General features: G+C 52.9%; 25 protein-coding genes. 15 read left to right on the forward strand and 10 right to left on the reverse strand.

What is annotated here, in order from left to right; all coding sequences use genetic code 11:
• Positions 1-116: 116 nt before the first annotated feature.
• The 3 genes from ABD949_RS17140 to ABD949_RS17150 are packed head-to-tail and all read right to left on the reverse strand — an operon-like array spanning position 117 to position 2,323.
• Entirely contained in the window at positions 117-917 is an 801-nt protein-coding gene (locus ABD949_RS17140) for a TIGR02757 family protein (protein WP_345245145.1), read from the reverse strand.
• 6 nt (positions 918-923) lie between these two features.
• Positions 924-1,157 (reverse strand): hypothetical protein, encoded by a 234-nt coding sequence (locus tag ABD949_RS17145; protein WP_345245147.1) that lies wholly within the window; start codon positions 1,155-1,157, stop codon positions 924-926.
• Between the two features lie 11 nt (positions 1,158-1,168).
• Positions 1,169-2,323, reverse strand: coding sequence for a LysM peptidoglycan-binding domain-containing protein (locus ABD949_RS17150; protein ID WP_345245149.1), 1,155 nt, complete (start codon positions 2,321-2,323; stop codon positions 1,169-1,171).
• Between the two features lie 110 nt (positions 2,324-2,433).
• Between ABD949_RS17150 and kdsB the strand changes: the two genes are divergently transcribed.
• Both kdsB and porX read left to right on the forward strand, forming a co-directional pair.
• Positions 2,434-3,183, forward strand: a complete 750-nt coding sequence (gene kdsB, locus ABD949_RS17155) for a 3-deoxy-manno-octulosonate cytidylyltransferase (protein WP_345245151.1) — start codon at positions 2,434-2,436, stop codon at positions 3,181-3,183.
• Between the two features lie 197 nt (positions 3,184-3,380).
• Positions 3,381-4,937: a T9SS response regulator signal transducer PorX gene (gene porX / locus ABD949_RS17160; protein WP_345245153.1), complete on the forward strand. Its 1,557-nt coding sequence runs from the start codon at positions 3,381-3,383 to the stop codon at positions 4,935-4,937.
• A 139-nt stretch (positions 4,938-5,076) separates the two neighbouring features.
• Here the strand turns inward: porX and ABD949_RS17165 are convergent, their stop codons facing one another.
• Positions 5,077-5,406: an ester cyclase gene (locus tag ABD949_RS17165; protein WP_345245155.1), complete on the reverse strand. Its 330-nt coding sequence runs from the start codon at positions 5,404-5,406 to the stop codon at positions 5,077-5,079.
• Positions 5,407-5,497: 91 nt separating this feature from the next.
• Positions 5,498-6,307, reverse strand: coding sequence for a helix-turn-helix domain-containing protein (locus tag ABD949_RS17170; protein WP_345245157.1), 810 nt, complete (start codon positions 6,305-6,307; stop codon positions 5,498-5,500).
• 217 nt (positions 6,308-6,524) lie between these two features.
• On the opposite strand from ABD949_RS17170, the gene ABD949_RS17175 reads away from it, so the two are divergent.
• On the forward strand, positions 6,525-7,388 hold the full coding sequence (locus tag ABD949_RS17175; RefSeq protein ID WP_345245159.1) for a sugar phosphate isomerase/epimerase family protein: 864 nt from the start codon (positions 6,525-6,527) through the stop codon (positions 7,386-7,388).
• 78 nt (positions 7,389-7,466) lie between these two features.
• Here the strand turns inward: ABD949_RS17175 and ABD949_RS17180 are convergent, their stop codons facing one another.
• Positions 7,467-7,808 carry a Dabb family protein gene (locus ABD949_RS17180; RefSeq protein WP_345245161.1) on the reverse strand — a complete coding sequence of 114 codons (342 nt, stop codon included), beginning with the start codon at positions 7,806-7,808 and terminating at the stop codon, positions 7,467-7,469.
• A 192-nt stretch (positions 7,809-8,000) separates the two neighbouring features.
• Between ABD949_RS17180 and ABD949_RS17185 the strand changes: the two genes are divergently transcribed.
• The 5 genes from ABD949_RS17185 (at position 8,001) to ABD949_RS17205 (ending at position 11,824) form a co-directional block, all read left to right on the forward strand.
• On the forward strand, positions 8,001-8,852 hold the full coding sequence (locus ABD949_RS17185; RefSeq protein ID WP_345245163.1) for an AraC family transcriptional regulator: 852 nt from the start codon (positions 8,001-8,003) through the stop codon (positions 8,850-8,852).
• 89 nt (positions 8,853-8,941) lie between these two features.
• Positions 8,942-9,775 (forward strand): ABC transporter ATP-binding protein, encoded by an 834-nt coding sequence (locus ABD949_RS17190; protein ID WP_345245165.1) that lies wholly within the window; start codon positions 8,942-8,944, stop codon positions 9,773-9,775.
• Positions 9,776-9,847: 72 nt separating this feature from the next.
• Positions 9,848-10,639: a hypothetical protein gene (locus ABD949_RS17195; protein WP_345245167.1), complete on the forward strand. Its 792-nt coding sequence runs from the start codon at positions 9,848-9,850 to the stop codon at positions 10,637-10,639.
• 2 nt (positions 10,640-10,641) lie between these two features.
• On the forward strand, positions 10,642-11,025 hold the full coding sequence (locus ABD949_RS17200) for a GntR family transcriptional regulator (protein ID WP_345245169.1): 384 nt from the start codon (positions 10,642-10,644) through the stop codon (positions 11,023-11,025).
• A gap of 19 nt (positions 11,026-11,044) precedes the next feature.
• Positions 11,045-11,824: a hypothetical protein gene (locus tag ABD949_RS17205; protein WP_345245171.1), complete on the forward strand. Its 780-nt coding sequence runs from the start codon at positions 11,045-11,047 to the stop codon at positions 11,822-11,824.
• 115 nt (positions 11,825-11,939) lie between these two features.
• Here ABD949_RS17205 and ABD949_RS17210 read toward each other — a convergent pair whose 3' ends face one another.
• Complete coding sequence (locus tag ABD949_RS17210) at positions 11,940-12,689, reverse strand: XRE family transcriptional regulator (protein WP_345245173.1); 750 nt, start codon at positions 12,687-12,689, stop codon at positions 11,940-11,942.
• A 154-nt stretch (positions 12,690-12,843) separates the two neighbouring features.
• Between ABD949_RS17210 and dinB the strand changes: the two genes are divergently transcribed.
• The 3 genes from dinB to ABD949_RS17225 all read left to right on the forward strand — a co-directional run bounded on the left by dinB (position 12,844) and on the right by ABD949_RS17225 (position 17,540).
• A complete protein-coding gene (gene dinB, locus ABD949_RS17215) occupies positions 12,844-14,001 on the forward strand; it encodes a DNA polymerase IV (RefSeq protein WP_345245176.1) in 1,158 nt (385 codons plus the stop codon).
• 10 nt (positions 14,002-14,011) lie between these two features.
• Entirely contained in the window at positions 14,012-17,029 is a 3,018-nt protein-coding gene (locus ABD949_RS17220; protein WP_345245178.1) for a DNA polymerase III subunit alpha, read from the forward strand.
• A 151-nt stretch (positions 17,030-17,180) separates the two neighbouring features.
• On the forward strand, positions 17,181-17,540 hold the full coding sequence (locus ABD949_RS17225; RefSeq protein ID WP_345245180.1) for a YegP family protein: 360 nt from the start codon (positions 17,181-17,183) through the stop codon (positions 17,538-17,540).
• A 31-nt stretch (positions 17,541-17,571) separates the two neighbouring features.
• Here the strand turns inward: ABD949_RS17225 and ABD949_RS17230 are convergent, their stop codons facing one another.
• The 3 genes from ABD949_RS17230 to galK all read right to left on the reverse strand — a co-directional run bounded on the left by ABD949_RS17230 (position 17,572) and on the right by galK (position 20,309).
• A complete protein-coding gene (locus ABD949_RS17230) occupies positions 17,572-18,264 on the reverse strand; it encodes a cell division ATP-binding protein FtsE (protein ID WP_345245182.1) in 693 nt (230 codons plus the stop codon).
• A 112-nt stretch (positions 18,265-18,376) separates the two neighbouring features.
• Positions 18,377-19,036, reverse strand: a complete 660-nt coding sequence (gene fsa, locus ABD949_RS17235) for a fructose-6-phosphate aldolase (RefSeq protein ID WP_345245184.1) — start codon at positions 19,034-19,036, stop codon at positions 18,377-18,379.
• 112 nt (positions 19,037-19,148) lie between these two features.
• Entirely contained in the window at positions 19,149-20,309 is a 1,161-nt protein-coding gene (gene galK, locus ABD949_RS17240; protein ID WP_345245186.1) for a galactokinase, read from the reverse strand.
• Positions 20,310-20,512: 203 nt separating this feature from the next.
• Here galK and ABD949_RS17245 point away from each other — a divergent pair, with 203 nt between their 5' ends.
• The 4 genes from ABD949_RS17245 (at position 20,513) to ABD949_RS17260 (ending at position 23,026) form a co-directional block, all read left to right on the forward strand.
• A complete protein-coding gene (locus tag ABD949_RS17245; RefSeq protein WP_345245188.1) occupies positions 20,513-21,235 on the forward strand; it encodes a tetratricopeptide repeat protein in 723 nt (240 codons plus the stop codon).
• 80 nt (positions 21,236-21,315) lie between these two features.
• Entirely contained in the window at positions 21,316-21,687 is a 372-nt protein-coding gene (locus tag ABD949_RS17250; protein ID WP_345245190.1) for a transmembrane 220 family protein, read from the forward strand.
• 129 nt (positions 21,688-21,816) lie between these two features.
• The gene (locus tag ABD949_RS17255; protein WP_345245192.1) at positions 21,817-22,431 is read left to right on the forward strand and encodes a trimeric intracellular cation channel family protein; all 615 of its coding nucleotides are present in this window, start codon (positions 21,817-21,819) and stop codon (positions 22,429-22,431) included.
• Between the two features lie 22 nt (positions 22,432-22,453).
• Positions 22,454-23,026, forward strand: coding sequence for a hypothetical protein (locus ABD949_RS17260; RefSeq protein WP_345245194.1), 573 nt, complete (start codon positions 22,454-22,456; stop codon positions 23,024-23,026).
• The last annotated feature ends 62 nt before the right edge of the window (positions 23,027-23,088 follow it).

Consider the following 23,088-nt stretch of genomic DNA (forward strand, 5'->3'; position numbering starts at 1 on the left):
AGTTTTCTAGTAGGCAGTTGGCAGTGTGCAGATAGTGTTGTCAGTGTTTAACAACGGTCCAAAGGTAGGGGATGTTTGGGGCAGGACGTTGCCGTTGGGTAAAAATGCCTTATGCGCTACATCTCCCCCTCAACACCTAACCCAAACAAAGCAAAATCATACTTTACCGGGTCGGTAGGGTCAAACTGCTTGAGGGTTTCGGTGAGGGCGACGGCGGCTGTCCAGTCGGTCTGGTCGCGGGTGAGCAGGCCGAGTATGCGGGCGACGCGGCCGACGTGAACATCAATCGGCATGACTAACTGGGATGGTTGAATGCGTTGCCAGATGCCGAAGTCAACACCCTGGTTGTCGTGCCGGACCATCCAGCGGAGAAACATATTGAGCCGCTTGCAGGAGGAGTTGCGGGCTGGCGTGGCAATGTGCTTGCGGGTACGTAAGGGGAAGTAATCACCGCAGCAGAAGCGGTCGTGGAAGGTTTCGAGGCTTCGGCGAAGGTTTTCGGCCGGACTGAAGTCCGGAGGTACGAAAGCATCTTCCAGCGAGTCGTGGGTTTGGTAGTAGTCGCGGAAAAAGTGGAGAAAATACAGCGTATCAGTGGCGTTGAAGGTGCGGTGCTTAAAGGTCAGGAACCGCTTCAGGTCGTCGTCCTGGTGATTGCGAATAAAATCGTAGGGTGCACCATCCATCAGGTCTATCAGTTCGTTGGCTTTGCGGATGATGACCGGCCGCTGCCCCCAGGCCAGAATAGCCGCCCAGAATCCCATGATCTCGATATCCTGCTTCCGCGTAAACCGGTGCGGAATACTGATCGGATCATGCTCAATAAACGACGGCCGGTTGTATTGGCCGACCTTCTCGTCAAGCAGCCCTTTTAGTGATGAATGATGAATTATAGCAGTATACGCCAGTCCACTCATCAGTAATTAATGTGATTTCCCCCCGCTGATTACCCAGGCGAAGGCGCGGGAGATTGCGGAGAAGGCCGCCAGAATGCCCGAGAACAAAAAGGTGAATACGGCAATGAATGGGTAGAAGATAGTGAAAATGACACTCCAGACCTTATAGCCCGTCGTAGCCTTCATCTTTTCGTCACGCTCTCTGTGCCGACGGGCAATACGTTCAGCTTTTGTTTCGGTTTTGTTCACTAACTCACTCATGCGCTCTGTACCTAATTCTGTGCTAAATAAATCACCTCAGCACGAAAACGACGGTCGTGGGGAGAAAGTTTCTCAAACGCCCTGGGCGATAGCTTGATGATGATCCGGTCGTTGACGCCCGTATCCGGTAATTTGCCGATGATCTTTACCCAGACCACCTGTTTATTGACGTCGTTGCGGACCTGAACCAGCGAGCCGACTGGTGCGGTACGGTGCAGGGCGAGGTATTTGTTGGAGCCGTCGTTATCATCAATGATCTCCGCCAGACCGATTTCGCTGACGCGTTTGCGATTTGACGTAGTGGTAGGAATCGGCGCAGAATCACCGGGCCGGATGGGCCGGTCTTCGGTAACGGGGCGGGTACTTTCGGCCGGAGGTATCGGCGTGCGTTCTACGCGGGTAGACTCGGCCTTTAACGCCGTTGGGCTGTTGATGTCCGCTTTGGTAATTTCTGTCTTGGAGGCAGACGTATGAACCGGCTCGGTCCGGACAGGTTCAATTTTAACTGGCTCTGGTTTGGACTCTGCTTTGGCCGGCTCCGGCTTTGTCGGCATAGAGGCTACAGGTGCCGGAGTTGGAGCGGTTTCCAATTTGGGCGCTTCGGGTTGGGGCTTTACCGCTGCCGCCAGACTGGCTTTGTAGGCTTTTTCTGTAACGATCAGCCGCTGGCCGGGCTCTAGTTGATCGGTCGTGAGTTTGTTCCAGCGCCGGATATCGGCCATTAATACTTTATGGATGGTAGCCACCATGTATAAAGTCTCTAATGGCTCAACAGTATGAATGCCCGTTTTTTTCAGTGGCTCCGGAGTCTGGGTTTTTGCAACTGCTTTCGGTTGAACCGGTTCGGGGGCTTTGGTCTGCTGACCGGCTACGGATTCGCCCGTATAGGGAATCCGGAGGATCTGGTCTGTCCGAACGCCATCGGCCATGGTTGGATTAGCTGCCTTAATGGCATCAAGAGTGGTGTTGTACCGGCGGGCAATGGCGTAAAGTGTCTGGCCGGCCGTGACCTTATGTTTTACAAAAAGCTTGTTGTTGACTCGCTCTATGCCGATGGAGTCCAGCAGCATCGGTTCCGTCGGGATTTCGTGAGCCTGCACGGGGTTTGCGAAACAAAGGCAGGCAAGCACAAAGCCAAAGGTAACGTGAGTGATTTGCTTTTTCATGGGTCGAATCGGTAGGTAACCTGACAGGTTTTCGTAAAAATAAGCAGAAAAGTATGGCCTTTTCTGTAAGTAAACGGAATTTTACTCGAATTATGTAATAAACCTAACGTATGAGAATTCTTGGTTTGATTCCAGCCCGCTACGCATCGACCCGTTTTCCGGCGAAGGCGCTGGCTGATATTCACGGAAAAAGCATGATCCGGCGGGTGATCGGGCAAGCCCGGCAGGCTGCCTCACTCAGCCGCGTGGTGGTTGCTACCGATGATGAACGTATCTACCGTCATGTTATTGATTTTGGCGGAGAGGTGGTCATGACCGGCACCCATCACCAGAGCGGCACCGACCGGTGTCAGGAAGCTCTCTCCCTGGTCGAAGGTACTTTTGACTATGTCGTCAACATCCAGGGCGATGAACCCTTTATCCGGCCGGAACAGATTGACCTGCTGACCTCCGTGCTGGATGGAACCACCGAACTGGCTACGCTGGTGAAGCGCATCGACGATTCGCAGATTCTGCTGAATCCCAATTCTCCCAAAGTGGTGTTGAATAACCGGCAGGAGGCTCTATACTTCAGCCGTCAGCCGATTCCGCACCTACGGTCGCAGGCACCTGAGATGTGGCTGCAGCACCATACCTATTACAAGCATATCGGATTATACGCCTACCGAACCGATGTGCTGGCGCAGATTACCCGGCTGCCACCATCCTCCCTGGAACGGGCCGAAGCGCTGGAACAACTCCGCTGGCTCGAAAACGGCTACCGTATCCGCGCCGTTATCACCGATCTGGACAGCTACGGTATCGATACACCGGAAGACCTGGAGCGAATAATCCATATTGGGTCGTTGGGTGGTCTGTAAGGGTAATGAAGAGCGCTGGTGGCTACGTATTCAGGTGCCGGCACGGTTAGCGACATCTGTTAAAAAACCTTAATTCTGAACCCGACAAACACTCATGCTCGTTAGGAGTTTACCAAAGAGGATTACCACACATATTGTTTAACCCCAATTTGACGTGGCTCGCCGGTGGCTGAACCACTCAAAATTAATCCGTTATCATGCAGAATTACACGATACTCTGGGCCGACGATGAGATTGATCTGCTCAAACCCCATATCCTGTTTCTGAAGAACAAAGGCTATCAGGTGACGCCCGTCAACAGCGGAGCCGATGCGCTGGAGAAAGTAGAACAGGAACAGTTTGATCTGGTGTTTCTGGACGAAATGATGCCCGGCATGACGGGGCTCGAAACACTCCAGCAAATCAAGCAGATGCGTCCCAACCTGCCAGTGGTGATGATCACCAAAAGCGAGGAAGAGCATATTATGGAGGAGGCCATCGGCTCCAAAATTGCCGATTACCTCATCAAACCCCTCAATCCGAATCAGATTCTGCTGTCGGTGAAGAAGATTCTCGACAACAAGCGTCTGGTGACCGAACGGACCAATATTGGTTACCAGCAGGATTTCCGGAACCTCAGTATGCAGTACAACGACCGCATCGACTATGAGGAGTGGGTAGACATCTATAAAAAGCTGATCTTCTGGGAGCTGGAGCTCGACGGAGCGCAGGATCGTAGCATGGCCGAGGTGCTGAACATGCAGAAAAGCGAGGCTAATTCGAACTTCTGCAAGTTTGTGATGGAGAACTACGAAGACTGGCTCAATGATCCGAAGATGGACAAGCCAATTCTGTCGCACCAGCTCATGCGCAAGAAAGTATTCCCGCTGATCGACCAGAACAACCCGCTGTTCTTTATCCTGATCGATAACCTGCGCTACGACCAGTGGAAGATCATTGAGCCGATCCTGGCCGAGTTCTTTGTGGTAGAAGAAGAGTCATCGTATTACTCCATATTGCCCACAACCACCGGTTTTGCCCGTAACGCCATCTTCTCGGGCATGATGCCGAGCGAGATGGAGAAGCAGTATCCCAACCTGTGGGTAAACGACGAAAACGATGAAGAGGGGCTGAACAACAACGAGGACGAGTTCCTCCGCAAACAGATTGAGAAGAGCCGCCTGAACATCAAGCATACCTACAACAAGATTCTGAATACCAATCAGGGCAAGTCGCTGGTCGATAACTTCAATAACCTGATGCAGAATCAGCTGAACGTAATAGTCTACAACTTCGTGGATATGCTGTCGCACGCCCGGACGGATATGGCCATGATTAAGGAACTGGCCCCCGATGAGCGGGCGTACCGGTCCATTACCCGGTCGTGGTTCCTGCACTCGCCCCTGCTGGAGCTGGTGCGGAAAATTGCGGATAAAGGTGCCCAGCTCATCATCACGACCGACCATGGCATGATTCGGGTGCAGAAGCCGGCCAAGATTGTGGGGTACCGTGAGACCAACACTAATCTGCGCTACAAGCAGGGCAAGAACCTGGGCTTCGACGAAGACCACGTCTTTGTCTGCCGCAAACCGGAGAACTTCTTCCTGCCCCGGCTAAACGTGTCGACCGCTTATGTGTTCACACTGGAAGATTACTTCTTTGCCTACCCCAACAACTACAACTATTACGTCAACTACTACCGCGATACCTTCCAGCACGGGGGCGTATCGCTGGAGGAGATGATTATCCCGTTCGTGCATTTGCGGGCGCGGTAAAGTTTTTCGTTTTGAGGGACGAAAAAGCCACTGCTGTTTGCGGCAGTGGCTTTTTTGTGGCGATAAAGCGAATAGGTCAGGCAGTGGCGCTAACTTGAGTGCTGATTTGCTGAACCAATCCGGCTGAATCGACCTCCATCTAGTGCCGTACAATCTTGTTGTCTTCCAATTCATAGATAATGATGCCCGACACGTCTAACTGATTACCACTAGGAGGATAGCCAAATAGTTCTCCCTTATGCTGTCCCTTCATGCGGAAACGCACCACCACTTTATTGCCTTCTACAATTATATCTTCGGGATCAAGGATATATCCCGGAACACCGGCTTCAAAAATCTGAATATGCCCTTTGAGTTCCATATCCTTGTCGGAGATAAACCGGTCAACAAACTCGTCGGTTTTCGTCGGCGTATTGCGCATCGCGTCGATATACTCCTCAATAAATTGTCTGCTTTCCTGAGTAGTCATGGCAGTTATGAGTTTAGTGCTGCATCAAAGGTACTATACGCTACAGGCCGGGTATTGTAAAAAGCGGACAAGATCAGGTAACGCGTTCCTGTCAGCCATTTGTAAGGACAGAATGCTGAAAATGACGATTTTTCAGGATTTGAACAGAGGGCGTATGACCACAGAACTGAACAAAGTCTTTGATAAAATGTGACTGATCGTAAAAACCACCGTCGATCGTAAACTCCTGCCAGTGCAAATCTTTATTCAGGCTCAGGATGATATTGATATACCCAAACCGTTTCAGCCGTGCAAAGAATTTGGGGCTCAGTCCTACCCGTTCGCTAAAGACCCGACGGAGGTGCCGGGGACTTATATTGACCATACCTGCCAGGTCATCCATCCGAATCATTCCCCGCTTCTGAAGTATGATGTTGAGGGCGTGGTCGGCCATGTGGGTCGGCAGGTGCGTTTTTCGCAACCGGTACATCAGGTATGACTCTACCAACTGAATGCGCTCAGTATGGTTTTCGGCTTCGGCCAACTGGTCGTTGATGAACTCCACCTCAGACCCCACCAGGTCGGGCAACTGAATGCGCTGATCGTTGATATCAGCATTGGTCAGCGCCGGAAACCAAGTGCGGAAGATGGAGCTTTTGAACACGACGCCCACCATACCCACCGTTCCCCGCAGCCGGATGCGATATCCTTCGGTCGAATAGCCGGCAATAAAGCTGCCCGACAGCCGTTGTTCGTGGCCATTGGCGTGGCATAGCTGGTAGTCGGACTGGTAGTTGAACACGAGGGCTGCGTAGCAATTGGCCGGACTGGCGACCTCAAACGGCTGACCGGTGGCTGTGCCCTGGTATTCGAGAATGTAATATTTCTCGATGTACGGACGGAGCATGGGGCAAGGGCTCAAAGATAGAATATCGCATAGCCGTCACAGTTTAGGTCTAAGGTAGGAAAAAAGTAAATGTCAAACTTACAGGCAGTTCTCATAATAGTATAGTAAAAAACGGCCAAAGGGTAGACGGCTAAGCAGCCGTCGCGTTCCGGTGCCAATCATGAGAGTAACATACGCCTAAAGCCTGCTTTTATGGGTAGTACTCACAATTTGTAACGGAAACCATTCAAGTATGGCATCACGACGTTTATTTCTAAAGCATACCGGAGGGGTGGTGGCCCTGAGCAGTCTGGCTCCGGTCACTGCCGCAATCGGAACTCCTGAAACCCGCAAGGCTGCCGGTGAAGACCTGTTCAAGCTGGGCATGGCGGGCTTTACCTTTGTCCATTTCAAACTTGACCAGGCACTGGAGATGATGCGTAAAGTGGATGTGCATTACCTGTGCATCAAGGATTTTCATCTTCCGCTGGACAGTACACCGGACCAGATTGCCGCTTTTCACGAAAAGCTGAAGCAATCGAATGTAACGGGGTATGCCGTCGGCCCCATCTACATGAAAACCGAGGCCGAGGTAGACCGGGCGTTCGCGTATGCCAAACGAGTGGGCGTGAACCTGATCATTGGCGTGCCCAACGTGCCTTTGTTGCCCTATGTGGATAAGAAAGTGAAAGAATACGATATGCGGTTCGCCATTCACAACCACGGGCCAGACATCGAACTGTACCCCAATGCCGTTTCCATCCACCAGGCGATCAAGGACCTGGACCCCCGCATCGGTTTCTGTTTCGATATGGGCCACGACCGGCGCAACGGCGATGATCCGGTAAAAGACCTGCAAACCTACGCCAAACGCATCTTTGACATTCACCTAAAAAATGTAACGGCTGCTTCTAAAGAAGGGAAAACCTGTGAGTTGGGCCGCGGGGTGATCGATGTTCCCGCCTTTGTGCAGATGCTCCGGAAAGTGGGCTATTCGGGCTCGTGCAGTCTGGAGTACGAAAAAGATATGAAAGACCCGATGGCGGGGATAGCCGAGTCGGTAGGCTACTTCCGGGGTGTTTGTGACGCTACCCGCTCCGACAGACGCCGGTCGTAATGCGTTCTTTATGCGACAAACATAAAAAAGCCACCGCCGGAAGGCGGTGGCCAGGGCAACTATTTATAGGTTAGGGAATTATCGTTTAGGCCCGATGGAGTCGTAGATGACGACTTTGTCCCACAGCGACGCATAGTTGTTCCGGAAATCGTCGTGGATCGGGTGTTTCTGATAGGCTTCTTCGTCGGCCGGACTGTCGAACAGGCACAGCCAGGAGTAGGTATAACTCCGCTCGATGACATCCCGGTTGGTAGCCGCCGGTGTACCAATATGCACCATCCGGATGGTTGGTATTTTGGCCATTTTGTTCAGTCCTTCCAGCAACTTCGCTCTGTCTGCTTCGCTTTTTGGATTCTTGAGGTAGAACATGACATGGTGAACGAATAACTGACCGGGTGCTGGGTTTGATAGAGTTTCCATATCTGTGCTTAAACCAAGGGCAACACTGCCTTTGATGAAATCTCTCCGTGACTGCTGATCCATAGTTGGTATACGCGTAGGCTGGTATCAGGTTGATACCGTATATCAAAAGTAGGGTAGTTGCAGCGGTTAAATATGGTATAAATCGGTTTTTTGCCGGTAAATCTTCCTGTTTATTGGTATATTCAACGCATGAAGCGGTATATCCAGCACGAGCCTTTCAATATATACGCGTTTACGGAGAGTCAGTGGCCGCACCCGGTTCACAAACACAGTTACTTTGAAATTATCTTTATTCGCAGCGGAAACGGGCAGCATTTTATCAACGGTAATACCTTTCCGTACGCGGCCGGTGATGTTTTTCTGCTCGGTCCGGAAGACTACCATTATTTCGACATACAGGAAATTACGTCATTCTGCTACATCCGTTTTACGGAGGTATTCATGAAAGATCAGGTGCCAGTTACCTCCCCGCGCTGGCTACGCACCGTTGAATTCCTGCTCAATACACCCTATCAATTTACTGGCAGCATGGTGACGGACCCGGCCGAAAAGAAACGACTGGATCATCTGCTGGTTGTGTTGCTGGATGAATACAGCCGCAGCGAAAGCTACGACGAACTGATTATCGATGGTATTATGAAAGCCATCCTGGGCATACTGGCCCGTAACATCGTTCAGCAGCAGTCGGTTGCCATACCGGAGCGGAAGCCCAAGTTGATTGAAGACATCCTGTTGTACATCTGCCAGCACATTCACGAGCCGGACGCCCTGCGGCTGGAGCAACTGGCGGAGAAATTCTATTTATCGCCTGGTTACCTCAGCGTCTTTTTCAAAAAGCAAACGGGCGAATCGTTGCAGCAATATACCCTGGCGTACAAACTGAAGATGATTGAAAACCGCCTGCGGTTCAGCGACCGTAGCATCGCCCAGATCACCGACGAATTTGGCTTCACCGACAGCAGCCACCTGAATAAGCTGTTCAAAAAGTACTATGGCGTACCGCCCCGTGCGTTTCGGAAGAAGCAGGCGATGGGGGGATAAAATAAATTCAGACATGTGCTTGACATTATCTGAATAAACTCTCACTATTGTAGTGTAATAGTCGTGTAGTACACTAAGACAAAGTGATAATGATTGATCTGACTACTATATCGTTTGGCTACAGTCGCAGAAAGCTGATCTTCCAAGACCTGAATCTCTCCCTGCAGTCGGGTGCCATTTACGGCTTATTGGGTAAAAATGGCGCGGGGAAATCAAGCCTGTTGCGGCTGATGGGTGGCCTGCTTTATCCAACCGTCGGAACGATCAATGTTGCCGGTTTTGAACCCCGCAGGCGCCAGCCCGCTTTTCTGCAGGAGGTGTACTTCATTCCGGAGGAAATTTACCTGCCTTCCGTGACGCTCCAGCGCTACATCGACACGATGGGGCCGTTTTACCCGAGGTTTAGCGAGTCGACGTTTCGGCGCTACCTGACGGAATTTGATGTACCGCAGGACCAGAAACTGACCGATATGTCGTACGGTCAGAAAAAGAAGGTGATCATCAGTTTTGGGCTGGCTGCCAACACGCGTCTAGTCATCATGGACGAGCCTACCAACGGCCTTGATATTCCATCAAAAAGCCAGTTTCGGAAGATTGTCTCTTCTGTTCTTGATCCTGACCGGCTCATGATTCTCTCCACCCACCAGGTGCGTGATCTGGACAACCTGATTGACACGGTCATTATTCTGGACGAGAGCGAAGTGTTGCTTAATCATTCCCTGGCTGATATAGGTGACCGGCTCCTGTTTGATACTGTTTCGTCGATTGCCCAAACCGACCGGGTGCTCTACGCCGAACCGACGTTACGCGGACAGGCCGTTGTCATGGAAAACCCGACCCAGGAAGACAGCCGGGTCGATCTGGAGCGGTTGTTCAATACGGCCATGACGAATCGAAACCGGATTAAAACACTCTTCCACTGACGGCTGTGAGAATGTAGGCTGTTCCGCTCTTATACACACTGTTTTCTCTGATCACTTCCTGTTTCTGAAACCATGAATCAACTATTTGATCTCCGCCGTTTTGGACTGCTGGTCCAATTACACCTGTCCGAACACCTGAAAACGTACCTGATGGGTATTGCCGTTCTGTTTGGCATATGGATCGTTATGCTGGCTCCCAGCACTGCCCGGACTGCGCATTTCAACGAAAGCGTGTACCGACTGCATGGAATACTGTTTAGTTTTCTGTTCGGGGGAGCCGGGGCCTGGTTTGCCAGTGAAGCGTTTCGCGTAGTGGGTACGCCCGTCCGGGGTATTCCCCACCTGATGCTGCCAGCCTCTCAACTGGAGAAGTACCTGCTGGGTCTGCTGATGCTGCTCCTGTTCGTTCCCGTTTTTCTTGGCGTTTTTTACACGGTTGAAGCTGTTTGCTTTGCCATCATCAATAGCCGGTTACCTGTGGCCGAACCGCGCTATCAGTTGCTGAATCTGGCAGGGGATGCTATTCCCTTTGATCTTCGATATCTGTCGTGGGCTGCACCGAGTCTATTTCTGCTGGGGTCCATCTATTTCGCCAAGGTGCCGTTTGTCAAAACCTGTATTGTTGCATTTCTCATTTATTTCTTCTTCCTGTTTCTGAACGAGCTTCTCATCCTTCAGGTATTTCCGGTTCGGGAGCATTACGGCAATACACCGTTTGCGGAGGTGTTTTTTCTGCAAAGCGGCCGTCGGTATGATCTGGAACTGACGGGATTACCCAGACAGGTTATTTATTCCGTCCTGCTGCTGATGGTGCCGGCCTTGTGGTTTACGGCCTATATCCGGTTTAAAGAAAAAGAGTTGTAATCATGGACTTCAGAGACAAACAGGCCATTTACCTGCAAATTGCCGATTACGTCTGCGAGAAGATGCTGCTGGGGCAGTGGACGCCGGGCGAGCGAATTCCGTCGGTGCGGGATTTGGGCATGGAACTGGAGGTAAACCCCAACACGGTTGTCCGGACGTATGACTTCCTGCAGCAGAAAAACATCATTTTCAACAAACGGGGCATCGGTTATTTTGCCGCCGAAGATGCACCCGACCGCATCAAAGCCTACCGGCGCGAACAGTTCCTGGAGACGGAGCTGCCGGTTTTCTTCCGAACGCTTTACCTGCTCAATATTGACCTGAAAGAGATTGAGCAGCGGTATGAAGCATTCGTTAAGGTTGAGTTTAGCGGAACAGTTCAGTAAAACACAAATAGCAGGCCTTATGAAAGCAAGCAATAAATTATTGATAGGATTATTGGCAGTCGGCGTACTAACCCTGGTTGGTTCCACCGTGGCTTTTAGAGCCGAGCACGATCAGATTGATTTCAATGATCCGTTCTACGGATTCTCCTCCACGGCTGTAAAACCCTTTAGGGTATTGAAAATAGAAGGCAAAGCGGGTAAAATCGGTGAAATTCCTGCCCCTGTGGGCATGGTTAAGCCTTCAGGCAATGTACCCGATAAGATTTACAGCAACACCACAATTACCGTACAGAGCGGCAAAGGGTTTGAAATCCGGGTGCAGAAAACCAGTAACGTTGCGTTTACGTATCGCTCTGATGGGGATACCCTGATTGTGCAGTATGAACCGGAAATCTTTGCTCAGAGCATCGGTCCCGGTCAGGCGTTCGTCGATATGCCATTTGCCTACATAAATACGCCGTTTGCTTACATACTTACTCCCTCCGTTCAGACGCTTGTTGTGGAGGGAGCCACCTGTAAGGTAGCGGGGCTTTCTATGGAGAAAGTAGCCGTTGTGGCTACCGATGCGCGAGTGCTTATCAGCCGGAGTACAATTGGTAACCTGCTGACAACCGGTAAGCGGGGGAGTCTGGTCCAGACAGCATCGGCTAATCGTATCCGTACCGCTACGATCACCTCGCACGATAGCACTGGATTCATTGCCGAACGGGATGTGTTTGGGTCAATACTACTACAGAGTGATAGCAACGCGACTGTAAAGGCACCGGCATCGTTGCTCAGGAAGATGATGGTTAACTGAAAAAGAAGTAAGAAGAAATTGCTTTATAAGTTCTGCCCGCTCGTCCTCGACTGTGTCGAAAGACCGGCGAACCTCGCCCGCCACGCGATACAATCGCGGGCGAACAGTAGTTAGCTTACACTTGCGGGAACTGCGTGCTGTAATAGCCGATGGCGCGCCAGACTTCGCGTACTTCTTCGGCGGGTACTATGCGGGGTTTGTAGCGCTCGTTGGTCGAGACCAGCAGCAGGCATTCCTGGTCGCGCAGGTAGTTGAATATCTTCTTGAATAGCAGCCCGTCGTTGGCCGTCGTGACCAGACAGAGCGTGCCGTCTTTCAGCGACCGCCAGTCTTCCACAAACTCCACAAACACAATAGTGCCTTCCTTCAGCGGCAGCATCGAATCCCCTTCAATCTCATAGCTCCGGTAGGTGCGGTCCTGCGGCAGAAAGGGCAGGTTGAATGTCTCCAGCCGGTTGATAAACTCGGGGTCACCGTAGCCTTTGGCGTACCCGGCCGAGGCTTTCAGCGGAATGTGCACTACTTGTTCCTGATCATTACTATCCACGGCCGTCACCAGCACCCGGAACGAATCCGGGGCGGTGATGGTCTGGAATGTCTTCTTGCCCGAACCGATCGGCGCGGCTGCCGATGGACTCGCTGCTTCGTCGGCCCGGCTCAGGTCGCGCAGTAGCAGGTCGTCTACGCTGACGCCGTAGTAGTCGGCCAGCCGGACTAAGTCCCGGTATTTGGGCTCCGACCGACCCGCTTCGTACGTCCACAGCGTAGACTTCTTGATGCCGACATCGGCCGCTACCTGGTCCTGCGTAGCCCCTTTCTGGTGCTGCCGCAGGTAGACTAAATTTTGTTTAAAAAAAATAGACACGGGCTTGACAAAGTTTTCATCTTTTATCTACATTTGGTCGATTTATCTAACATTTATAGATAAAAGCTGGTTTAAACGTCATTACTATTCAGTGTTGTTTACTGTTTGCGAACAGGTGACTGTCGACTAACTGTCGACAAATTTACAAAAAGTTATGAATCTGCAACCGACCCGATCAATTCTTCATCTCGATTTAGATAGTTTTTACGTATCGGTCGAGCGGCTGCGCGACAGCCGGTTGAATGATAAACCCGTTTTGGTCGGCGGTGTTGGCGAGCGGTCGGTGGTAGCGGCCTGTAGCTATGAGGCCCGGCGCTATGGTGTGCGGTCGGCGATGCCGATGCGGCAGGCCCGGCAGCTCTGTCCGGAAGCAGTGGTGGTGAAGGGCGACTGGGAAGCATATTCGCAACACTCGCAGATGGTAACGGAGCTGATTCGCGAACAGGCACCGGTGGTGGAGAAAGCCTCGATTGATGAGTTCTACCTCGATCTGACCGGCATGGACCGCTACGTAGGCTGTTACCGCTGGTCGGGGGAGTTACGCCAGCGCATTGTCCGGCAGACCGGCCTGAGCGTATCGTTGGGGCTATCGAGCAATAAAACGGTGGCCAAAGTGGCAACGGGAGAGGCTAAACCGGCGGGCGAGCGGTATGTGCGGTTGGGAGAGGAGCAGGCGTTTCTGTCGCCCCTACCCATTAGCCGGTTGCCGATGATTGGGCCCGTGACGGCGCAGACCCTACGGGGGCTGGGCATTACCCGGCTGGGCACGTTGGGCCAGATGCCGCTCCGGATACTGGAAAAAGCCTTCGGATCGACCGGTCGCCTGCTGTGGGATCGGGCCAATGGTCGCGACGAGACGCCGGTGGTGCCGTACCATGAACCGAAGTCGGTATCCAAGGAAACCACGCTGGACGAAGATACCGCCGACCGCAATTACCTCCGGGCTGTGCTGATCCGGCTGACGGAAGAAGCTGCGTGGGAACTTCGGCGCGGAGGGCACAGTACCGGACAGGTCACCATTAAGATCCGTTACGCCAATTTTGATACGCACACCCAGCAGCGCCGGTTATCGCTGACTACGGCCGACCATATTCTGATACCCCAAGCGCTGGATTTGCTGGACAAGCTCTGGCAGCGCCGGCTGCGCATCCGGCTGGTTGGCGTACGGCTGGGGCAACTGGCGCGGGGTACGGAGCAACTGGGGCTGTTTGACCAAAGCAGCCGGCTATCACCCCTGTACGGGGCGATGGACCGGTTACGGAATAAATACGGACGATATAGTATAAACTGGGCGTCGGGCTGGCAAGCATAGGAGGGAAGCAATGTACTGGAACGTTCACAGCCATTATAGTTTTCGCTACGGCACCCTGTCGCCGGCCGAACTGGTGCAGGCAGCGGTCCGGCTGGGTATCTCCCGGCTGGCCTTGACCGACATCAACAACACGACGGGTCTGTACGAGTTTGTCAGTGAATGCCGGCAGGCTGGTATCGAGCCCATTGCGGGTGTGGAATTCCGGAACGGCGACCACCTGTGCTACATCTGTCTGGCGCGTAATGCGGAGGGCCTAGCGGAGATACACATTTTTCTGACGAACTGTCTGGCGCATCACCGTCCATTTCCAACCTTGGCACCGGTATTTATTCATGTCTGGACCATATATCCCTGGACAATTGTCGTCAGCGGCCAAGGTGGCCTGAACGCTCGTTCTACATGGCCTGATACTGAGTGGATTGGCGTGCGGGCACGGGACCTGAACCACATCTGGCGATACCGCAACCGCCTACCCGCCGACCGGCTGGTGCTGTGGCAGCCCGTAACGTTCCTGAACCGGGCAGGGTACGACCTGCACCGGATGCTGCGGGCCGTTCAGCACAACTGCCTGCTGGCCCATTTGTCAGAAGAAGCCGTAGCCGGTGAGCAGGATTGGTTTGTTGACCCCGACCGCCTGCGGCTGCGTTTTGCTACCCATCCGGAACTCATCCACCGGGCCGAGTATTTGCTTGACTCCTGCACGTTCGTCTTTGATTTTCATACGCCGAAGAACCGCCAAGTCTATACTACCTCCAAGGACGATGACCTGGACCTGCTCCGGAAACTGGCCATCGATGGACTTCAGTATCGGTATGGCGATCGTCTGTCCCGAAGCCGTAGTGTGGAGCTAGAGCAGCGACTGGAACGGGAATTAGGCACTATCCACGAGTGCGCCTTTAGTGCCTACTTCCTGATGACGTGGGATCTGATTCGTTACGCCCGCTCCCGTGGCTTTTTCCACGTGGGTCGGGGCTCAGGAGCCAACTCGCTGGTGGCGTATTGCCTGGGGATTACGGATGTAGACCCTGTAGATCTGAATCTGTACTTTGAGCGGTTCATCAATCCCCACCGCAGTAGTCCGCCTGATTTCGACATTGACTTTAGCTGGGATAACCGGGATGAACTGCTGGATTACCTCTTTAAACGATACGGAAATGGTCGGGTTTGTCTGCTGGCTACGGTAGTCACCTTCCAGCAGCGGGCCGCCATGCGGGAGTTCGGGAGAGTACTGGGACTGCCCAAAGCGGAACTGGACGAACTGGTGGATGATCCCCACAAAGCTGAGTACCACCAGGCGGGGCGGACCTTGCTGGCTCTGAGTAAGCGGCTGGACGGTATGCCCAACTACCTCTCCATCCATGCCGGGGGTGTCCTCATTAGCGAAGAACTGCTGACGCGCTACACGGCTCTCCAGCCGATGCCTAAGGGCTTTCCGGTTTGTCAGTTTGATATGTACACCGCCGAAGATATCGGTTTTGCGAAACTCGATGTCCTGTCGCAGCGCGGGCTGGGCCACATCAAAGAAGCCGTCGACTGGATACGGAAGAACCGCAGGGTGGTCGTGGATATTCACGCCATTCAGGAGTTCAAGCAGGATGCGGGTATTCGGGAGCAACTACGCCGGCACGAAACGTTGGGCTGCTTTTATATTGAATCGCCGGCCATGCGGCAACTGATTCAGAAACTGGGATGCCAGGATTACCCCACGCTGGTTGCAGCCAGTTCGGTGATCCGGCCGGGAGTGGCAGGTAGTGGTATGATGCGGGGGTACATCGAGCGGCATTACCAGCCCGATACCTACCGGCCGCTGCATCCCAAGTTGGGCGAGTTGCTGGCTGAGACCTACGGCATTATGGTCTACCAGGAGGATGTCATTAAAGTGGCCCATCAGTTTGCGGGCATGAACCCGGCCGAAGCGGATTTGCTGCGCCGGGCCATGTCGGGCAAGTACCGCTCCCGCGATTTGTTCAAACGGCTGGTCGACCGGTTCTGGGAAAGCTGCCGGGTGCAGGGCTACAGCGAAACGGTCATCGGCGAAATCTGGCGCCAGATGGAGAGTTTCGCCGGGTACAGCTTCAGCAAGGCGCATTCGGCCTCGTTTGCCGTCGAGAGTTACCAGAGCCTATATCTGAAAACGTATTATCCTCTTGAGTTTATTGTGGCAGTCATTAACAACGGGGGTGGCTTCTACAGCCCCGAATTCTACGTACACGAAGCCCGTCGGGCTGGTGCCTGCATCGAAGCGCCCGACATCAACCGCAGCGAGTGGCGGACAATCATCGACGGAACGACCATCTGGCTGGGCTGGGGCCTGGTGAAAGGGCTGGAGCGTAGTCTGATGGAAGCCCTGCTCGTTGAACGGGACGAACGGCCCTTCGACAGCGTTGAGGACTTTTGCCTGCGGGTGCCGGTGAACAGAGCGCAGTTACTGCTCCTGGTGCGCGTGGGAGGTTTCCGCCGACTAGGGCTATCCAAAAAAGAAGTACTCTGGCGGGCGCATTACCTGACGGGCAACCGGTCGGCCTCCCGCCCGTACACCGGCCGGTCTTTGTTCGACCGGGATATGGAGTCTGCGCTGTCGGCCACATCGCCGGAGTTGCCAAATCTCACCGAACACCCGTTGGAAGAAGCCTTCGACCATTGGGATCTGTTAGGCTTTCCGCTTATCTCACCTTTTCAACTATTGGCTGACGATACCCTGCCGCCGACGACACTACCGTGCATCGGGGCCGGGGCTATGCTGGAGTATGTCGGCCGGCGAGTGATCATGCAGGGCTATCAGGTGACTACCAAAGAAATTTATTCAAAAAATAACGAACGCATGGGCTTTGGCACCTGGCTCGACGAAGACGGCGAGTACTTCGACTCGGTCCATTTCCCCAAAGCCTGGACGGAATATCCCATGCGGGGCCGAGGCATTTACTGGCTGGAAGGCGTAGTTACGGAGGAGTGGGGCTGCCCCGCTTTAACGGTAACTACGCTGCACCGGCTCCCCTGGCAACCCGACCCGCGTACGGTGGACGATTAAGATTGAGTGAATTAGTGAATTAGTGAATGAGTGATTGAGTGAGTTACATTAAGAACTAATGCTCAGTCAGGCACCTCCTTTTGGGTAGCGTTTCACTCAATCACCAATCGCACAATCACTCAATGTAAATTATTGCTAAACAACAAATACAATGACAAATCAACACAACCCCCAAACATTCTTTGCCCTCGTTCGGCTGGTCCAAGACGGCAAGTATTACTACCACCTGTACGATGGCGATGAGGTCATCCTGCGCGGAGGAGGCTACAGCCGCAAACCAACCTGCGAGGAGTTGGTGAGTCAGGTCCGGTTCTGGTGCCTGTTTGATTTTCAGTACAACCGGGCCATCTACAAGGACCAGCACCTGTTCACGCTGTTCAATCAGGATGGGATGATTATCGGCCGGAGTCGACCCGTCGATAGCCGGTCGGAGTTGGAAGAGATGGTGCGCCGGATCAAATCGGCAGCCTGGCAGGCACCGTACTGGGATCTGACAGTGGTGAATAACTGAAACAATAAAGGGGCTGGTTAAACCAGCCCCTTTATTGTTTGTACTCTTCTACCTTCCCTTCTTCACAGCGGAGGACGCGGGCGGGGTATTTGCGGAGGAGATCGTAGTTGTGGGTGGCCATCAGAATAGCAGTACCCGCATTATTGATGTTCTGGAATACGTGCATGATCTGGTCCGACACGGCGGGGTCGAGGTTTCCGGTGGGTTCGTCGGCGATCAGCAGCAGGGGTTCGTTGAGCATGGCGCGGGCAATCACTACGCGCTGTTGCTCACCGCCGGAGAGTTGGTGCGGCATTTTTTTGTGCGAGTTGCTCAGACCCACCTGCATCAATACCTCCGTAATCCGGTTCTTCATTTTGGTTTTGTCGCTCCAGCCGGTGGCTTTCAGCACGAACTTCAGGTTCTCTTCTACGGTACGGTCGAAGAACAACTGGAAGTCCTGGAAGACAATGCCAATTTTACGGCGGAGGTAGGGCACGTCCTTCGGTCTTAGCTTTTCAAGCGCAAAATCGGCAACATGGCCCTGGCCGTTGGGCAGAAACAGATCGGCATAGATCGTTTTCAGCAGAGAGCTTTTGCCGCTTCCTGTCCGGCCGATCAGGTACACAAACTCGCCTTTATGAATGGCAAAGCTGACATCACCCAGCACCAGCTTAGTGCCCTGGTAAATATCCGCATTCGTCAGCGACAGAACAGGCTCGTTGGAGAATAATTCAGTAGGCATTCGTCAGTAGGCAGTTTGCAGTAGGCAGTAGGCAGTAGGCAGTGGGCAGAAGAAGAGTCAGCACGTTGCTCACTTAAGTCTGCTCACTGCCTGCTGATAACTGCCTACTTTTTTACTTTGCTCCGGCTTTCTTGTGGTCGGCGAGGAATTTGGCCAGGCCGCTGTCGGTAAGTGGGTGGTTCAGCAGGGCCATGATGGCGCTCAACGGACCGGTCATTACGTCGGCACCGACCTCGGCACACTGGATGATGTGCATCGGGTGCCGGATGGAGGCTGCCAGTACCTCCGTGGTAAAGCCGTACGTTGTATAGATATTGACAATCTGCTCGATCAGGGCTACACCGTCCGTTGAAATATCGTCCAGACGACCAACGAACGGAGAGACGTAAGTAGCGCCCGCTTTGGCCGCTAGCAGCGCCTGACCAGCCGAGAAGATCAGCGTGCAGTTGGTCCGGATACCTTTTTCGGAGAAGTATTTCAGGGCTTTAACGCCATCTTTAATCATCGGAATTTTCACGACGATATTGTCGTCGAGGTCCGCCAGTTCTTCGCCTTCCCGAACCATTTCATCGAAGGTCGTACCAATTACCTCGGCACTCACATCACCCTCGACCAGGTCGCAGATAGCTTTGTAATGTGCCATAATATTATCTTTTCCGGTGATGCCTTCTTTGGCCATCAGGGAGGGGTTGGTCGTTACGCCGTCGAGCACGCCCAGTTCCTGAGCTTCGCGAATGTCGTCGAGATTAGCAGTATCAATGAAAAACTTCATGAGTTGTAGTAGATTGCTTGGTTGTTTTGGTAAAAAAAGATGCGGATGAGCTGTCGCCTGCAAAATTAGGCAAGCCCATCGGGAAACCAAATCCGAAATGGGCCGGCATTCATTAATTCACCCGGTGGGTACCGTCTTCCAGCGTACACACGTAGATAAACGGCTCCTTGCCGGTTTTGGCCTGATATTGTTCGGTAATGGTCTGCTGGAAATGCGCCAAATCGGCTTCCTGCACCAGGTTAATGGTGCAGCCGCCGAAGCCACCGCCCATCATGCGGGCACCTAACACGCCATGGTGCGGCCGGGCAATGTCGACCATGATATCCAGTTCGGGGCAGCTTACTTCGTACATCTTGCTGAGTCCTTCGTGGGAGCCATACATTCGCTGTCCAAAGGCAGCTACATCGCCCCGCTCCAGGTCTTCGTAACCATCGAGCAGTCGCTGGTTCTCCTGCACAACGTACGCACAGCGCCGGTAGAGCAGCGGTTCGGTATCTTTCAGGTGCTTGTCGAGCATCTCCATGGTCACATCCCGCAGGCTGCGGATGCTTTCACCGTAGAAGCCCTGCAGGATACGAACACCCGCTTCGCATTCGGCCCGGCGGGTATTGTATTCCGAGGAGGCCAGCGAGTGGGAGACGCGGGTATCGCAGAGCACGATGCGGATGCCTTCCATCCGGAGGGGGGCATACGCGTAGTCCAGTGAGCGGCAGTCCAGTTTAATGGCGTGACCAGCCTTCCCCATCATGCTGGCAAACATATCCATAATGCCGACCTTCACGCCCACAAATTTATGCTCGGCCGCCTGCGACATCTTTATCAACGTCATTTTGTCGATGCCCAGATTGAACAGCTCGTTCAGCGCAAATCCGGTAGTGTTTTCCAGCGCGGCCGACGACGACATACCCGATCCAATCGGAATGGTACCGCCGAAGATGCAGTTGAAGCCACCCACCCGGTGCCCTGCCAGCTGCAACTGATCGATGACGCCTAAGAGGTAGTTGGGCCATCCCTGCTCAGAGCGGGTGAAACCGTCTACCGTTCCTTCGTAGGTCTCATTCAGATCATGAGCAATGAAGTGGAGTTGATTGTCGTTTCTTGAGCCGACAGCTGCGTAGATGGCTTTGTCGATAGCGGCCGGCAAGACGAAGCCTTCGTTGTAGTCGGTATGCTCACCAATAAGGTTGACCCGGCCGGGGGAGCAGATCAGAATGGGAGGAGTGCTTTGGAAACGTTCCTGATACAGGGAAGAAAGCTGGTTGAGTAACTCCATAAACGGGTGCAGGGATTATGGAAATAAAAAAAGGCAAACCGAGTGTCTCACCGCTACAACCGCCTACCCTTGCTTCGGTCAAGACCTGGGGGATTCAGCAGGAGCTGGTAGCACCGATTTGCCGATGCAAAACTAAGCGAATTTTAATGATAATAAAAGCCTGAAGACTACTTTTGTAGAAATTGATTTCGAAAAAAACTGGTATGCGCATCCGTTCATTAGGTATCATACATTATATAGTATTCATTCTCACCGCCTGTACGTCGTCCGATCAGTACATTGGTCAGGCGCGGACGCTGATGCAGCAGGGCAAACACCGTGAGGCCATTCAGGCCTTAAACAAAGCCATTGAAGCCGACGACGACAATGTGGAGGCTTTCAATATGCGTGGGGTGGCTTATTTTGAACTAAAAGAATACGCCAACGCCCAGCTTGATTACGAGCAGGCGATTAAGCTAAAGCCGGACTTCTATCGCCCGTATTACAACCGGGCCTTGTTAAGAACGGCTCAAAGTAACACGGATGCGGCCCTGAAAGATTATTCAGAGGCCATTCGGCTGGCACCGGATACGAGCCGGGCGGTAGGCGCGGAGATCTACCTGAACCGGGGTCAGGTGTTTGCGGCCCAGCAGCAGACCCTGGCGGCTCTGAATGATTTTAACAAGGCCATTGAGCTGAATCCGCGTAACGCCCTGGCGCTGTACAACCGGGGCAATCTGCTGTTTCAGCAAAAGCAACTGGAGCTGGCCGTTGCCGACTTCCAGCGTGCTGTTGAAGCTGATCCTAAATTTGGCAAAGCTTTTTACGGCATGGGTATCGCTCAGGTGCTGCTGAATCAGCGCGAGAGCGGCTGCCTGAGTTTAAAACAGGCCAGGCAGGTTGGCTATACCGATGCCGATGCCGCTATTACTGAGTTTTGTCAATAAAATAATCGGAGAAGGCTGACCCGGATTTAGCTTTATACGTCGGGTAGCCTCGCTCAGACTTCAACCCTTAAACGACCAACATGCGCAAGACCCTGTCCATCGTTTTCGGCTTACTCTTTGTTCTGTTTGCCGCTTTTCAATACAACGATCCCGATCCGGAAGTCTGGGTGCCAATTTACGGGTTTGCCGCCGTGGCCTGTATGATGGCCTATGCCCGAATGGCCCGTCCCTGGTTCTTTATCCTGATGGCGGTGATCTATCTGGTGGCTGCCTTCTATCAGTGGCCGCCGGTGTTTGAAGGCTTTCTGCTGGACGAAATGGGCATGAAGACCTTCAATGTGGAATTAGCCCGCGAAGCCGGTGGCCTTGGCGTCTGTGCTGCGGCTATGCTGATCCTGGCCTTTTTCAGCCGCAACGCCCGGAACATAGGACCGATCCGGAGGGCGGAATGAAGAAGAATGACTGAATGGTTGAATGACTGAATGATTGAATTCGGTAGTTGTCAATGAAGATGTCAGGTGCCCTTCTGCTCATTTACCAATTCAGTCATTCAATCATTTAATCATTCACTTGGTAACGCTATGTGGTTCGATAATCTTTCTGTGCTGTTCGACGTAGGTGGAACCGTTTCGTTTGCGGTTTCCGGAGCCTTAGCGGCTATGAACAAACGGCTTGATCCATTTGGCGTGCTGGTGGTTGCTTTTGTAACGGCTGTGGGCGGGGGGACCCTGCGTGATATGCTGTTAGGCGATACACCCGTAAGCTGGATGCGTCACGAAGGGATAACCCTGCTGATTGTGTTTACGACCACGGTGGCTATGTTTTTGAAGCGATATGTTGAGCGCCTGCGCTTTACCCTGCTGCTTTTTGACTCACTGGGACTAGGCCTTTTTACCACTATAGGTATCGCGAAAGGAATGGCTTATGGATTGCATCCAGGTATCTGTATAGCATTAGGAACCATGACGGGCTGCTTTGGTGGAGTGATCCGGGATGTTCTCCTGAATGAAGTGCCCGTGATTTTTCATAAAGAACTCTACGCTTCGGTTTGTATTATGGGCGGGCTGTTGTACTACCTCCTGAAAACAGTGCCTTGGCTAAATCCCCTTGCCGGCGTGCTCACCATCGTTTTCATTCTGTCGGTACGACTGATTGCTGTTCGCTATAAGCTGGCCTTACCCAAATGGTATATGTAACCATAAAATCGGCTGACTGCTTATGATGCTTTCTCTTCTCCAGGGTTTTACGTTAGGTGAGGAGTATATCCCATACGGGACGGAGGTATCCCAATACCAGCTAGAACACCAGTCCGGCGAGCCGGTTACCGTTCAGGAAGAATTGGCCTTTACCCGTTCACTGGCCATTCTGCTGGAAGTGTGTTTTCCCCGGAAGCTGACGATAAACCTGCCTGCCAAAGTGTCTGATCCCCACTACCTGATGTTGCCGTTTACGCTGGAGGCATTGGTGGAAGCTGCTTTTCAACCGAATCCGATGGATGACGCCGAGCCACTGGTCATGGATGTGATACTATCAACCGGTGAAACACAGGGTACAGAGGGAGGTTCAACCGCCTGTCTGCTTACAGAAGGGCCTGCCCTAACGGTGCTTTTAAGCCATCTGGGTGCGAGTGGACCGCAGGTCTTTTTCACCGGCGACGATAAGCAGGGCGGGGTGGCTGGCCTGCAGCAACGGTATGCCGGGTTTACCAGCCGGCCGCTGACTATCAACTACGAAGCTCACCGGGTTATCATACAGGTACCTTTGTTGAGCAGCGAATTCCGGTATTTATGAATTGTGCTCTACGAAGCGCATAAAAAAGCCCTCCGAACGTTCGGAGGGCTTTTTTATGCGTT

It is taken from the genome of Nibrella saemangeumensis (genome assembly GCF_039541915.1).
GTDB classification, from domain to species: domain Bacteria; phylum Bacteroidota; class Bacteroidia; order Cytophagales; family Spirosomataceae; genus Nibrella; species Nibrella saemangeumensis.